The 14,637-nt window shown below is 60.8% G+C and carries 9 protein-coding genes; 5 read left to right on the forward strand and 4 right to left on the reverse strand.

Features of this window, described 5'->3' with window-relative positions:
* Positions 1-49 precede the first annotated feature (49 nt).
* The 4 genes from Mal15_RS22985 (at position 50) to Mal15_RS23000 (ending at position 8,357) form a co-directional block, all read left to right on the forward strand.
* Positions 50-2,341: a hypothetical protein gene (locus Mal15_RS22985; RefSeq protein ID WP_147869904.1), complete on the forward strand. Its 2,292-nt coding sequence runs from the start codon at positions 50-52 to the stop codon at positions 2,339-2,341.
* Positions 2,342-2,648: 307 nt separating this feature from the next.
* Positions 2,649-4,265 (forward strand): PQQ-dependent sugar dehydrogenase, encoded by a 1,617-nt coding sequence (locus tag Mal15_RS22990; protein WP_147869905.1) that lies wholly within the window; start codon positions 2,649-2,651, stop codon positions 4,263-4,265.
* A gap of 222 nt (positions 4,266-4,487) precedes the next feature.
* Positions 4,488-6,389: an adenylate/guanylate cyclase domain-containing protein gene (locus Mal15_RS22995; RefSeq protein ID WP_147869906.1), complete on the forward strand. Its 1,902-nt coding sequence runs from the start codon at positions 4,488-4,490 to the stop codon at positions 6,387-6,389.
* 345 nt (positions 6,390-6,734) lie between these two features.
* Complete coding sequence (locus tag Mal15_RS23000) at positions 6,735-8,357, forward strand: cation:proton antiporter domain-containing protein (RefSeq protein WP_147869907.1); 1,623 nt, start codon at positions 6,735-6,737, stop codon at positions 8,355-8,357.
* A gap of 33 nt (positions 8,358-8,390) precedes the next feature.
* Here the strand turns inward: Mal15_RS23000 and Mal15_RS23005 are convergent, their stop codons facing one another.
* Entirely contained in the window at positions 8,391-9,422 is a 1,032-nt protein-coding gene (locus Mal15_RS23005) for an NAD(P)H-dependent flavin oxidoreductase (RefSeq protein ID WP_147869908.1), read from the reverse strand.
* A gap of 326 nt (positions 9,423-9,748) precedes the next feature.
* Here Mal15_RS23005 and Mal15_RS23010 point away from each other — a divergent pair, with 326 nt between their 5' ends.
* Positions 9,749-11,278 carry a glycoside hydrolase family protein gene (locus Mal15_RS23010; protein WP_233902974.1) on the forward strand — a complete coding sequence of 510 codons (1,530 nt, stop codon included), beginning with the start codon at positions 9,749-9,751 and terminating at the stop codon, positions 11,276-11,278.
* Positions 11,279-11,289: 11 nt separating this feature from the next.
* On the opposite strand, the gene Mal15_RS23015 is transcribed toward Mal15_RS23010, so the two are convergent.
* From Mal15_RS23015 to Mal15_RS23025, 3 genes are all read right to left on the reverse strand, one after another.
* Positions 11,290-11,751: a DUF1569 domain-containing protein gene (locus Mal15_RS23015; protein ID WP_147869909.1), complete on the reverse strand. Its 462-nt coding sequence runs from the start codon at positions 11,749-11,751 to the stop codon at positions 11,290-11,292.
* Positions 11,752-11,926: 175 nt separating this feature from the next.
* Complete coding sequence (locus tag Mal15_RS23020; protein WP_147869910.1) at positions 11,927-12,772, reverse strand: fumarylacetoacetate hydrolase family protein; 846 nt, start codon at positions 12,770-12,772, stop codon at positions 11,927-11,929.
* 181 nt (positions 12,773-12,953) lie between these two features.
* Entirely contained in the window at positions 12,954-14,345 is a 1,392-nt protein-coding gene (locus Mal15_RS23025) for a sulfatase family protein (protein WP_147869911.1), read from the reverse strand.
* Positions 14,346-14,637: the final 292 nt, after the last annotated feature.

A 14,637-nucleotide genomic window follows, 5' to 3' on the forward strand; every position in this document is an offset into this window, starting at 1 on the left:
TAGCTTCCGATAGCAGACACTAACCCTCTGCTATCGATGGAGCCTGCTTGTGCCGACCCGCCTGACGAGACCTCAGCTGAACCCCACCCCCACCCACGTCAAACGGCGGCAACTGCGCGCTACCGTCGCCGGACTCGCCGCCGGATTGGTCCTCGGTTTGACCGGAGTTGCGGCGGCCGATGGGGCGATTCAGCTGACCGCGCCGTTGAATGCGGCTCCGAATCCTGCGCCCCAGGTCCGTTCGGCGGACACCGCTTGGACACAGCGGCCCGCGACCGACATCTCGTCCGGCAAATCGACCGCGGACAAAGAGCCGACGAAGGCATCGCCACCGCCCGTGAAGACCTCGGCGGAGCTGCCTGCAAAATCCGCCGCGAGGTCGCCGGACCAGCCTTTACTGAAACCGACGCCCGCAACCACCGTTTCAAGCCCCTTGGATCGGTTTCGCGGCGCATTGCCGAAATTGCCGGCGGTGAAACCGGCGACAACATCCGTTCCAACGCCCGGCGAGGTCGAACTGGACAGCGGCAATCCGGACAGCGGCAATCCGGACAGCGGCAATCTGCCCGCGCTACCCTCGGGCAGCCCTTGGCAGGATCGGGCCGCGGGGCATCGTGCCGGCGACTCCACCGCAACTTCACCCACTCGCGTGGCCGACCCGACACCGGACGCATCCAGCCCCGCCATATCAAGTTCGGGCGTATCAAGCGCGGGCGTGGCAGAGGGAGGCTGGGTGGCGCGGGACGCGATCAATCGGATCTCGCCGCTGCGAGACCCGATCGCCGACCAGTCAAACGCCCGATCGACCGAAACCGGTGTGATGAACGAACCGGCGACCGTTGCACCGGAGAACGTTGCGGCGACAAACGATGCGGTGGCAAACGAAGTGATCGCGGACGATGCGTCGACATTGCAATCACAGCGGCCCGTTCAAGATGCGGTGACGAAACCGTCGCAGCGACAATCGATGTCGTTGGACGAGGCCCGATCGGCCGTGGCGGACACGCGTGATGTGGACGACGATGAAACGCCGTTGCTGCCACCGCCATCGACCCGCCAGACCGATCTCGTGGAAACCGAACCGTCGGATCCGCGTGAACCCGAACGTGCGAGCCGAGGGGGCGATCCGCTACCCAAACGCAAGCCGATGTCCAAGATCGTCGAGAGTGCTTCGTCGAGCGAAAAGTCGGACTCGGCGAAACGACACAACGCCGACAAACTAGCTCGAGGAACCGCTGATCAAGACACCGCTTCCGAGTCCGTCTCGATCGGGGACCTGTCGGCGTCCGAGGACGCACCGACGCTGGACTACACCGGTCGCCCGGCGGCGGAAATCACCCCGACGCGAACGGTGGCCAACATGCGTCGCGGGATCGAACGCATCCTGACGTATTTCTATGAACGGCCCGAGATCGCCAACGGACGCAGCAATTGGGGCATGATGCACTCGATGATGGTGTTCGGTGCCGACACGCGGTTGGCCGTCGGACGTCAACACTACAGCACGATCGCCTGGATCGCTGGCAACAATAATTGTCGCGGGCAACGCCTGTTGACCCATGATGCCAACGGAATCCAGGCCAAGAGCGGAGTCGGGTTGCAAGGCCACCAGGGACAGTTTCTGGCGGTGTTGGGCATGTGCAACGTTCCCACCGACTATCCGCTGTATGCCGGCAAAGTTAAATACGACGTCGCGGCATTGATCGAGTCGGAGAAACGGGCCTGCAAGGCGGGCGAAGAACTGACGTTCACCCTGATCGGGCTGTCACACTATCTGGACACCGACAGCCGATGGGTTGCCGCCGACGGCACCCGCTGGGACTTCGAGCGGCTGATCGAAGAGGAACTTAAACAACCGATCGTCGGCAGCGCTTGCGGCGGGACCCACCGACTGATGGGATACTCCCACGCCCTTCGCAAACGTCGCGCCGAAGGCAAGCCGATCACGGGGCAGTGGAAGCGTGCGGAGATCTTCACCGAGGACTTCATCGATTACGCCTACTCGCTGCAAAACCGCGACGGATCGATGAGCACGAATTGGTTGGAAGGCCGTGCGGACAACGGAAACGTCGATCGAAAGATTCAAACGACCGGTCACATCGTCGAATGGTTGCTGACCGTCACGCCCGATGACCAGTTACAAGACCGACGTCTGGTCGCTGCGGTCGCGTTCCTGCTCCGTTCCATGGGGGCGGATCTGGATCACGATTGGAGCATCGGTCCCAAAGGCCACGCGCTACGATCGCTGGCGATGTATCACCAACGCGTCTACCGCGCTGGCACGCCGTGGGTCCCCGCCGCGGTGGCCGCATCGACGACCCGAGCCCAGAGCCACCGCTAGGACGACGACGCATTGGGCGGTTGGATGATCGTCGGTCAATCGTAGCTACCTTCGCCAGAAGGTGGTCCTTGACATAATCCACGCTCTGGCGAGCGTCGCTACGTCAGAGCGGAAAAGGGGGCAGGTACCAAAAATGCGAAGCACCCTTCGGGCCATTCGTACCTGACCCCTTTTCCGCGGCACCCTCAGCTACGACAGGCGAATAGCCCAAGCACGAAGGGCGAGCGTCACGCGATCGGATTTCGTATATTCAGTGCAAGGGTGTCGCGACACTGCTGCGCCGAATCGACCGTCCACGGGATCAACGATGCAACGTCTCACGCTTCCCCTCTTTTGCCTGGTCTTCGCGTTCGGGTCGACGGATTCGCCAGCGGACCCGCCATCGGGGGCGGAACTTGCCGGCTATGCGATGACGCACGCCGGTGATGTCGCCCGCGGCAAAGCATTGTTCGACGACCAGCGGACCACCCGCTGCAGAACCTGCCATCGCGTCGGCACCTCGGGAGGCCGAGTCGGCCCGGATCTGTCCAAGATCGGCGGCAAGTTCGATCGGATTCACTTGATCGAATCACTGCTCGAACCTTCGCGTCAGATCGTCCAAGGCTACGAAACCAGCGTCGTGTTGACCACCGCCGGCGAAGTCCGCTCCGGTGTGATCACCGGTGAAGACGCGCGGCACGTGACGCTGGATGATTCGGCCGGGAAACAATGGACGATCGCCCGCAGCGACATCGAATCGATTAAACCGAGTGCGACCAGCACGATGCCGGACGATCTCGCCAAGCACCTATCCGAACAGCAATTCACCGATCTGATCGCCTACCTGGAAACACTTCGCACCGGAGTCGGCAACAAATTCGGTTCGGCGACCGTCGGCCCCATCCAGATCCCCGCCGGTTTCCAGATCCAAACACTCGTCACCGGTCTCTCCGGCGCGACCGCGATGGAAGTACTCGACGACGGACGCGTGCTCGTCTGCGAACAAGACGGTCGTGTGCGGGTCGTCAAGGACGGCAAGCTTCTGACACAGCCGATGCTGACCTTGGACGTCGAACACCACTGGGAACGCGGACTGATCGGCGTGACCGTCCACCCCGACTTTCCGGCTTCGAACTGGTTGTACGTCTGCTACGTCGTCGACCAACCGTACACGCATCACCGCGTCAGCCGGTTTCGTGTGCACGGTGATGTCGCCGACCCCGCCAGCGAACAGATCCTGATCGCCGGCGACGACCAGAGCAAATTCGGGGGCAACGTTCCGGCCGGTCATCAAGGCGGCGCGCTGCACTTCGGCCCCGATGGCAAACTGTACATCGCCATCGGCGAGCAGACGGCGAAGCAACCCGCCCAGGACATGCACGCGTTGCAAGGCAAAATCCTGTGCTTGATGGACGACGGTTCGATCCCGCCGGACAACCCCTTCGTCAACACCACCCAAGGCAAGTATCGATCGATCTGGGCACTCGGTTGTCGCAACCCGTTCACCTTTGCCATCGACCGCCGGACCGGGCGAATGTTGATCAACGACGTCGGCGGGAAATTCGAAGAGATCAATCCGGGCGTCGCGGGAACCAATTACGGGTGGCCGAAATACGATCACGGCCCGATCGACAAGCAAGGTTATACCGGGCCGATCCACCGCTACCCCGAAGCTTCGATTTCCGGAGGCGACTTTGCCCCCGATGCGGTGGGCAAAACGTTTGCCGGTCGCTACTTCTTTGCCGACTTTGTGCACGGCTGGGTCCACACCATCGACGCCGATGCCGGTGGAAAGCCCGAGACGTTTGCCAGCGGATTGCGACGCCCGGTGGACCTGCGGTTTTCCGCCGACGGCTCGCTGTACGTCTTGCTGCGCAACGCCTGGGTCGTCGATGATAAATTCCAACGCGACAGCGGTTCGCTGGTGCAAATCCGTCGCCGGTAGGGTCGTGGAGAGACGGGCAAAATATGGGATGGTCAAAAAATGGGAAAACAGATCCACGGTATCCACTCGGCTGGACCGATCGTTTGCAACGGGGGGAGAGTCCCGTCGCTTGCGTCTCATCACGAGCAAACTTGCTGGCCCCCACTTTCTCGTCTCTTATTTCTTGACCATCCCATTTTTTGACCAGTCTCTTCTACCCGAGCTTGTTTGCTCGTTCTTTCCATGTCCCAGCTTCGTCTCGCCACCTACCATGCCGGATTGCGGATCAGCGAGGTGTTCGTTGACGAGCCGGTGGTGATCGGCCGACGGGATCCGCGGAAAGGTGATCCGCCGCCGGTTGCACTGCATCGCACGGCCAAGGAAACGCGGCTCGTGGTGGCGGATTCGCGGCAAAAGGAAATGTCGCGGCAGTGGATGCGGGTGTCGCTGGACGAATCGTTTTCGTTCCAGCTGACGAACTTGCACGATCACTGCCCGGTCGTGATCGTCGACGCGGAGGACATCATGCCGGGACAATCACGTCGCTTCGAGGAGGAAGCGGTGGTCGAGCTCGGTAGCCGATTGACGTTGCAGATCGAGGCCGTTGATGCGTCGGGGTTGGGGTCGGCCAGCTATCGCAGCCTGGAGAGCGTGCCGATGGTCCCCGGGGCACAACCTTACGTCGAACACACCGTCGCGATCGGGCAGTTTGCCCAGTCCGAGGGGCAGGAGGTCAACAAGATGTTGCAGTTGGCGTTGCAGGTCGTTCAGGAATCGGTCGGCAGCAACGCGTTTTTTCAGAAATGTGCCAGTGCCGCAGCGGAGATGGTGGACCTGGATCGGACCGTGGTCTTGTTGCGCGGCGAGACGGCGGAACTGGACCAGCTGCCGGTCGAGTCGGAATTAGACGGCGGTTGGTTCCAGGTGGCACAGCACACGCGGGGGGACAATTTGCTGGGAGGGCATCGTGGACCGATCAGCACGACGTTGTTGAGACGTGTCAGCGAGACCTGTTTGACGGTCATCCATCAACCCAAGACGGGATGGACTGACCGGGCGAATCCAGCCGGCGACGACGACCGCTTCGCGCCCTCGCTGCAAAGCGTCCAGTGCGCCGTCGCCTCGCCGATCCTGAATGCAGACCATCAAGTGATCGGCGTCATCTACGGCGATCGAACCATTTGTGCAACCGGTTCGTTCTCCAGTGGCATCAGCGATATGGAGGCGACACTGATCGAGATCCTGGCCGGCGCGCTGGCCGGCGGCCTGGCTCGCAGAAACCAAGAACGGATCCGCAATTCGCTGGCCGAGTTCTTTTCGCCCAAAGTCGCCGACCAACTCATTTCCGACCCGCAACTGATGGAAGCGAAGGAAATTGATGTGACGGCGCTGTTTTGTGACATTCGAAAGTTCAGCAGCGTGACGGAGAAACTGGGACCGCGAAAAGCGATCGAGTGGATCAATGACGTGATGACCGAGCTCAGCCAGTGCGTGATCGATTCCGATGGCGTGCTGGTCAACTACATGGGGGATGAAGTGTTCGCGATGTGGGGCGCCCCCGGCGACCAACAAGATCACGCCCTGCGAGCGATCGCGTGCGCCAAACGGATGTTGGCAGCGATCGAGGAACTGCGGAGCCGATGGGGCAACGTTCTGCCACAAAAATTCGGCGCCGGCATCGGGATCAATACGGGACTGGCGCTGGTCGGCAATGTCGGATCGCGACAAAAGTTTCAATACGGCCCGCTGGGCAACACCGTCAATCTGAGTTCACGCTTGCAGTCGGCGACCAAGCAGCTCGGTGTCGCCTGCTTGGCGGGTGAATCCACGGTGCGGGCGGCCGGATGCATCGATCAGTCCCGCCGCTTGGCCAAGTTATCGGTCGTCGGAATCGAACACTGCATCGATGTCTACGAGATCACGCTGCGAGCCGACGATCAATGGCAACGACTCAAACGAGAGTACGAGCAAGCACTCGATGATTTCGAGCAACGTCGGCTGACCGACTCCGCGACACGCATCGAATCCCTGGTCGCGGACTACCCGCAAGACGCTCCCAGTCGCGACTTGCGGCGGAGGGTCCGGGCGGAACTGAACCAACCGTCACAAGATTTCAACGCGGTGTTGGAATTGACGCAAAAGTAGGCTGTCGGATCAACTTGCATTTCGCGAAAAAGCGATCAGGAACCGCTGGTGGATCGCCTGGAGGGACCGTCCAGCTTAGGGCGATGCTTTTCTTGCACGTACGATGGCCCTTCCGGGCCGTCGCCCGTGGGGCTCAGCGCGACGACCTAGAAAGGACGTCGTACACCCATCCACCGACCACCTCCGACCCAATCGGCCAGATCATTTGGATTCGTCGCGTTTCGCCTCTGCACTCGTTGCGCAATCCCGTGATCCTCGCCGCCAATTGACGGCTTGGTTGGCAGAGTACAATGGGCAATAGCCCTTGTTCTGCACCAGGCGGGCCATCCAATTCTGCCAAAGGCGATGACGCAAACGCTTATTCACGACCTGCTGTTCATCCTGACCGCAGGTTTGCTAGCCGGTTTGGTCTGTCGCCGGTTGCAGGTCTCGGTGTTGCTCGGCTATCTGGTGGTCGGCGCGCTGCTCGGCCAAGGCGTTCTCGGCTGGGTGCTCGACGAATCTCATCAGCTGGAACACTTCACCGAGGCCGGTGTATTTCTGCTGTTGTTTTCGATCGGGCTGGAGTTTTCACTCGATGACCTGAAGCGATTGGGGGCCAAGTTGTTTATCGGCGGCGCGACCCAGATGTCGCTGGTCGCCGTTCCCGTCACGGCGGTCTTGGTCACCTTGGGGATGGGCTGGCGACCGGCGGTGTTGATCGCGTCGGCCGTCGCCTTCAGTTCGACGGTGCTGGTCTTCAAAGCGCTCACCGAATGGGGGCAATCGCAACGGCCGCACGGTCGCAGCGCCATCGGCATCCTGCTGTTTCAGGACGCCGCTTTGATTCCGCTGCTATTGATGGTTCCGCTGTTGACCGGCGAGGGGGACGCGCCGGGGGTCGACCAGTACGTGTTGCTGGCGACGGTATCGCTGTTGTTCGTGTTGGCGGTGATCGGGCTGCGTTACGTGCTGTCCCATTGGATGATCCCGTTGTTGGCGGGTTACCGAAGTCCCGAACTGGTCATCTTATTCACGGTCGTTTCGCTCGGCGGCGTGACGCTGGCGGCGTATCGGCTCGGTCTGCCGGCGGCGGTAGGCGCGTTCGCGGCGGGGTTGATCTTCAACGGCAACCGCTGGACCAAGCAGATCGACGCGCTGGTGCTGCCGTTTCGCGAAACCTTTGCCGCTGTCTTTTTCGTCGGACTCGGATTGATTTTTGACCCGGCGTTGATCTGGCGAGAACCCTTGACCATGTTGGCCGCCCTGGGCATGGTCATTGTGCTAAAGACGTTGGCCGCGATGGCGGCGCTGATGCTGACCGGAATGACGTTGCAACGTGCCTTGGGGATGGGGATCGGTCTGGCCCATGTCGGTGAATTCGCGTTCGTCTTGGTGTTGTTGGGAGTCGAATCGGGTGTGTTAAGTGAACTCGATTACCAGCGTGTCGTCGCGATCGCCGTGGGATCACTGGTTCTGACGCCTTCGCTCCTGCAATTCGGTTTACGTTTGGTCCGCGATGAAGCCAGTCAAGTCGAATCGGAGCCGGCTGAAGTCGCGGACACGCTGCTCACGCGACTGGCGACCATCATTGGTGCCGGCCCGATCGGCTCGCGAATCGCATCGCAACTGGAAACGATGGGCAAAGATGTTTGTCTGGTCGACCTCAGCCCCGTCAATCTGCATCCATTTTCTCAACTCGGATTTCGCACCGTTGCCGGTGATGCCATTGATCCCCAAATCCTTCAGCGGGCCGAAGTCGCCCACGCGTCCGTCGTCGTCGTGTGCGTCCCCAACGATCAGGTTGCGATCGGCGTGGTCCGCGCGATCCGCAAACTCAATCGACGCGGCAAACTGCTCGTCCGCTGCCGCTACCAAGCCAGCGTCGCCAAGCTGGTTCGAAGCGGTGCCGATGTCGTCGTGACCGAAGAAAACGAGGCCTCCCTGGCGCTGCTACGGGAACTGAATCAATTGGAACATCGCGAATGAAGCCGCTAAGAGCATCCCAAAATCTTCTTACCCTCAACTCTCTCCCAGCTCGCCCCGATCCGCGAATCGGCCCAGAACCGTTTCGGCGTCGCTGACGATTCGCCCGATCACCGTTGCCGCGGACTCGATCGCGGTCACCTGCCCGGCCACTTGGCCGCCGAACATCGCCAGCTTTTCTAACTCGCCCGTCATCGATTTCAAGGGCGAATCGGTGCTCATCCGATAGACCGGACGCCCTTCCTCTTCGGCGATTTGTTCTCGCGGCATGTCTTCGGCGCAGTGCCCGAACGGGTCGTGCTCGTACTCTACCGTGCTTTCGTTCTTGATCACGCGCACCGGGCTGTGCGGCGGCCAATTGATCGCGAACGCATCGGTGTGCAGCGTGTCGGTCGCATCGGCGCTGACGATCCGTTGTTTGTGAACGTCATGGGCGAACGATTCCTGTGTGGCCAACAACACGGTGCCGCAATGAATCCCCTGGGCGCCCAAGGCCAGCGCGGCGACCAGCGAGCGACCGGAACCGAAGCCGCCCGAACCGATCACGGGAATCGAGACCGCATCGACGACCTGGGGCAGCAACACCAACGACGTCACTGACCCATGAATGTGCCCACCTCCTTCGACGCCTTGGGCAATGATCGCGTCCGCTCCGGCAGCCTCCGCCTTGATCGCCTGCTCGGTATCGCCGACCTGATACACGACCCGGCACCCGGCCTGCTTGGCTCGCTGGATCGCATCGGGGACGACGTCCCAAAAGTAAACCATCGTGTGCACACCGGCTTGCAAGCAAGCGTCCAGTTCCAGTCGAAACAGTTCCGGATCCGTCGCCGCAGGAATCAAATTGACCCCGAACGGTTTGTCGGTCCGCGATCGCACCTCGTCGATCTGTTGACGAATCCGCTGCGGCGATTCGCGGACCATGCCCAGACATCCAAAGCCGCCCGCGGCCGACACCGCCGCGACCAGCTCCGCACGCGCGACGCCTCCCATGCCCGCCTGCAAGATCGGATAGCGACAACCCAGCAGGTCACAGATCGGAGTCCGAAGCATTTCGGTGGAGGGCATCACGTTATCCTTGCGTTGATGTGGAATGGAAAGGACGCGCTGGTGTCTAGCCTTTCGGCCAATACCGCTAAGTTAAGGCCGAGGGAGAAGCCCGGACGCTGGCGCGAACCGGCTGATGTCGGACGGTGATCAGCCGTTTGGCGCGAGCCTACGGGCCCTCCCCGCAGGAAACAACGCCTAACTTAGCGGTATTGGCCTTTAGGCGACTCCCTGTTGCCGCTTTGCAGCAACACCGCACGACGATCGGGGCGATCTCAGCCGAAGCACTTTGCGCTGGCCGCTAAGTGTAGACTGTGTATCCACTCGAATCACGTCAAGGAACATCGATGAACCTGAATTCGCTCTCTCGACGCCGCTGGCTGCAATCGGCCGCCGCCGGCACCCTCGCCGTCGCGGTCGGATCGACTAAAAACCGCTCGTTTGCCGCCGACGGATCGCCCGAAGTCGTCCCGATCGGTTCGCGTCGCGAGTTGTTCGTCGACGACGAATTGATCCAGTCGCTTAACGATGTCAATTTGGTTCTGCATCGCCCCCGCGATGAAGGTCAGGTGCTGTCGTTCGACGAACCCTGGGAAGGCGGTTTTTGCGGTTATGCCACCGTGATTCGCGACGGCGACCGATTGCGATTGTACTACCGTGGGCTCGGTGTCGCCGGTCAGGATGGGAACCGCAGCGAGACAACTTGCTATGCCGAATCCACCGATGGTGTCACTTGGACCAAACCCGACTTGGGGCTGTTCGAAGTCAAGGGGACGCGGCAGAACAACGTGGTCTTGTCCGACGCGGCGCCGGTCACGCACAACTTCAGCCCGATGTTGGACACTCGGCCCGGCGTTCGACAAGAGGAACGCTACAAGGCCCTCGGCGGGACGGTCAAGAGCGGCTTGGTCGCCTGGGTCTCGGCCGACGGCACACGGTGGCGCAGATTACAGGACGCGCCCGTGATTCCCAGCGATCAGGTTCCGTTTCCGCACTTCTTCGATTCCCAGAATCTGGCGTTTTGGTCGGCGGCCGAGCAACAGTACGTTTGTTTCTTTCGTGTGTTCCAGGACAAGATCCGTCGCATCGCACGCAGCGTCAGCGACGACTTTGTTCATTGGTCGCCGCCCGTGGTGATGGGCTATCGCCATCGGGGTGACCAGGCGCCGATCGAGCACTTGTACACAAACCAAACACACCCGTATTTCCGCGCCCCGCATCTGTACGTGTCGATAGCGGCCCGCTTTATGCCGCGACGACAGGTCTTGACCGACGATCAAGCTCGGGCGATTGACGTGAACCCACGTTATTTCAAGGACACGTCCGATGCGATCCTGATGACCGCACGACCGGGACGTGATTACTACAACCGTACGTTCCTGAGCAGTTTTGTGCGTCCGGGAATCGGCGCCCGCAATTGGGTGTCGCGGACCAACTATCCGGCATTGAACGTGGTCCAGACCGGGCCGACGGAGATGTCGGTGTATTTGAATCAAGACTATGCCCAGCCGACGGCACATCTGCGACGCTATTCGATGCGGCTGGATGGTTTCGCGTCCGCACAAGCCGATTACCACGGCGGCGAATTGATCACCAAACCATTGACGTTCGCCGGATCACGCCTGGCAATCAATTTCGCGACCTCGGCCGCGGGCGATATTCGCGTGGAGATCCAAGACGCGAGCGGTCAACCGATCCCGGGCTTCACGCTTGCCGAATCACGCGAGCAGATCGGCAACGAGATCGATCGAATCGTGACCTGGAATTCCGGCCCCGATGTCTCGCCCCTGGCCGGACGCCCCGTGCGACTCCGCTTCGCGATGAAGGATGCCGACCTGTTCGCCATGCAATTCACCGATGCGGCTTCGTCCGGATAAATGCGACGCGCTCAGGACACCGGGTGAACAAACCCCAGATGGCCCTCGAAGTGTCGGCACTGCAGCGCCTCGTGCTGTTGCCGCGTCATGTTTCCAAAGAACACATGTTTGGGGATTTGATCGGCCGACATGAATTTCCGGTACGCTTGGCGAAGATGCTCAAGTCCGTCTTCGGTCGAAACGGCCTCGCTGGGCCAGAGCACGTTTTGTGCCTTGGATGGCAGCTTGAACCCGGTACTGGCCTTTCGCAGCACCATCGGACGGATCAGACGCGACAGCAGTCGCATCGGCAGCGCCGCCGGCGGCATCGCGCGCTGGTGCAACGCGACCTCCAAGGTGCGGGCCAAGTGTTCCAGGATTTGCCCGAGCGAAAACTGGCCCGTGGTTCGCGTGGTTGAAGCGGCCAGTCGCTCGGCCTCCGCCATCGCCTCTTCCATCGAACCAAAACGGAGCTTGCGGTGTTCAGCGGCCATAGCAGGATACAAAAATGGGGACGGGGGTGAATGGCAGGGGCTTAGTGAGCCGACGGCGCTAGCCGCGGGCCTTGATGCGTCTTTAACACGGCGGTAAGGCCCGAGGCTAGCGCCTACGGCTCAACGTATTGGCTTAAGCCCGTGCCATTCGGGACGGGGGTTGATTTCGCCAGCGCTACTGGCACGTGTTCGTCAGCGTTCCGATGCCGTCCACGATCACGCTGCATCGGTCGCCCGGTCGCAGGTACACCGGTGGGTCCTTGGCATCGCCGACGCCGGGTGGAGTGCCGGTGAAGATCACGTCGCCGGGTTTCAGCGTGACGAATTTGGACAGGTGCGCGATCGTCGTGGGAATATCAAAAATCAACTGTGCCGTCGTGCTGTCCTGGACGACTTCGCCGTTCAACTCCATTTGCACCCGCACGTTTGACGGGTCGGGCAGCTCTTCGGTCGTCACCACACAGGGGCCCAGCGGGGCGAAGGTGTCGAACGTCTTGCCCAGCAACCACTGGCCGCCCGGGCGACCCTTTTGCCAATCGCGTGCCGAGACGTCGTGCCCACAGGTGTAGCCATAGACATGCTGCATGGCATCCGCCACGGGAATGTCGCGTCCCTCACGTCCGATCACCACAACCAATTCGGCCTCATAGTCGACCTTCTGGGAGATCGACGGCAACTGGATCGCTTGGCCGTGCCCAATGACCGCCGTGCTGAATTTGCTGAACACGACCGGCTCGGACGGGATCGGTGAATTCGTTTCGATCGCGTGATCGCGATAATTCAGCCCGATGCAAATCACTTTTTCAGGCGTCGGAACCGGGGGCAACAGCACCTCGGGCGCTGGCGACCAGTGTTCTGCGGCGACGGTGTCTGGATCGGGCAGACCACTCGCCCGCAAACCGAACAATTCCGCTTCTGATGGCGCGGTGTCCATCACCAAACGCAACGGGCAAACCTTGCCGCTGTGATAAAACGCGTACTCGGGGCGTCCGTCAGGACCTGGGATGCGACAGAGGGGCATGGGGCAATGATCGTTAAAGCAGAAAGGGGTGGGGCAGCGAGATCATCCTGCACTGTTCACGCCTGGTTGCCAACCCGGCGACCGGTGGAAGGTTTTCGTCAACACGGACGCAAGACGGGCCTCCCTCCCCTCCCGAAGCCAATTCGACGCCCACGTAGCGTCGGCAAAAATAGCGGGATCGCTAGAAACCAGAAACCATCTCTTCACGCAGCTTCATCAACTCGATCACCAGATCGCTCCGCTCGCCGGCCAAATTCTGTTGCTCGCCGGGATCGCGACTCAGATCCGCCAGGAACAACTTCTCGTTCAATTGGCCACCGCGGATTTGTTTGGTTTGCGGCAGGGTCGTGTCACGCGGATTTCCGATCAGTTTCCAATTGCCACGGCGCACGGCCCACTGTGGCGAGCGGCCGCCGCCCATCTGCCAATAGAACTGTTCGCGTGGCGCCGCCGCGTCGTTGACCAAGACGTCCGCCATCGACACGCCGTCCAGTTTCGCCTCCGGCAATTCGACGCCACACCACTGCGCGAGGGTGGGGAACCAGTCACAGGAGGTCATGAACTGGTCGCGCGATTCACCGGCGGGCAACCGACCCGGAAAGCGGACCACACTGGGCACGCGGATGCCGCCTTCGAACAGTGAAAACTTTGCGCCGCGGTACGGGCCGGCATTGCCGCCGCCGCCAAACGCCCGCGTTTCGGTGCTGTGTCCGTGGTCGGGTTGGTAAATCACGATCGTGTTGTCGGCCAAACCCCGCTCGTCCAGATAGTCCAGCACCATGCCGATGTACTGGTCCATCGTCGAAACGAACGCGCAGTATTCACGCCGCGGTGTCGGCAAATCACGGTAGTGTTCTAACCACTCCGGCGTGCCCTGGTAGGGATAGTGCGGCGCGTTGAAAGCCCAGTACAGCAGCCAGGGTTTTGCGTTGGGGCCATCACCGGTTTGGCCACCGATGAACTGTTTGCAACGATCGACCATCAGTTGTGGAAAGTACTCGCCCGGCCGATGCACCTCCGTCCCGTTGTCCCACAGATCATGGCGATTCGGTCCCGACCAATAAAAGAAGTGCGAAAAGTTATCGATGCAGCCTTCCAGGTGACCAAACCAGCGATCGAATCCCTGGCCGGCCGGATTGATGGTGTCGGTGCGTCCGAGGTGCCATTTGCCGACATGTCCGGTCGCGTATCCGGACCGACGGAACGTTTCGGCGATCGTGATTTCTTCCGTCTTCAAGTCCCCGTTGCCCGGTTGCCCGGCACGTGCGGGATAACGTCCCGTCAACAGCCCGACGCGGCTGGCCGAACAGACCGGTGCGGCGGAATACATTTGGGTGAGTTTTAATCCTTGTGATGCCAAGCGGTCCATGTTGGGCGTCAGCAAGTCTTTGACGCCGAAGCAACCCATGTCAATCGAACCTTGATCGTCACCGTAGATGATCAAAACGTTGGGGCGTTGCGATGACTCGCCAGAGTTTTCGGAGACCGTCTTTTCAACGTCTTGTGACCAAGTTGCCGGTGCGATGGAAAAGGTCAACGCACTCGTTAGCAACAAATAAACAATCGCTCGCATGAAAAACACTTTGTGGGAGACAACGAATGATCCGCGGGATGTGATAGTCTAACGCGAATCGGCTATGCCGGCACACACCACCATCATTCTGCCCCGGATCATTCTGCCATCCCTCCCCTGAGTCTCACTGACCTGATACGCAGCTGTGGAGACGCCGAGAGGTAGGAAGATTTGGGAGGTAGGAAGATTTGGGAGGTAGGAAGATTTGGGAGGTAGGAAGATTTGGGAGGTCGAATCGATGGCGTCGTTCGTCATTTTCTTACCTCCGAAATCTTCTTACCCGATTCCGCAA

The sequence above is a fragment of the Stieleria maiorica genome, assembly GCF_008035925.1.
Taxonomy (GTDB): domain Bacteria; phylum Planctomycetota; class Planctomycetia; order Pirellulales; family Pirellulaceae; genus Stieleria; species Stieleria maiorica.

Bases quoted from the DNA above. Each gene is read 5' to 3' on its own strand.
- Mal15_RS22990 (WP_147869905.1), top strand. From the start codon at position 2,649: ATGCAACGTCTCACGCTTCCCCTCTTTTGCCTGGTCTTCGCGTTCGGG.
- Mal15_RS22995 (WP_147869906.1), top strand. From the start codon at position 4,488: ATGTCCCAGCTTCGTCTCGCCACCTACCATGCCGGATTGCGGATCAGC.
- Mal15_RS23000 (WP_147869907.1), top strand. From the start codon at position 6,735: ATGACGCAAACGCTTATTCACGACCTGCTGTTCATCCTGACCGCAGGT.
- Mal15_RS23005 (WP_147869908.1), bottom strand. From the start codon at position 9,422: ATGCCCTCCACCGAAATGCTTCGGACTCCGATCTGTGACCTGCTGGGT.
- Mal15_RS23010 (WP_233902974.1), top strand. From the start codon at position 9,749: ATGAACCTGAATTCGCTCTCTCGACGCCGCTGGCTGCAATCGGCCGCC.
- Mal15_RS23015 (WP_147869909.1), bottom strand. From the start codon at position 11,751: ATGGCCGCTGAACACCGCAAGCTCCGTTTTGGTTCGATGGAAGAGGCG.
- Mal15_RS23020 (WP_147869910.1), bottom strand. From the start codon at position 12,772: ATGCCCCTCTGTCGCATCCCAGGTCCTGACGGACGCCCCGAGTACGCG.
- Mal15_RS23025 (WP_147869911.1), bottom strand. From the start codon at position 14,345: ATGCGAGCGATTGTTTATTTGTTGCTAACGAGTGCGTTGACCTTTTCC.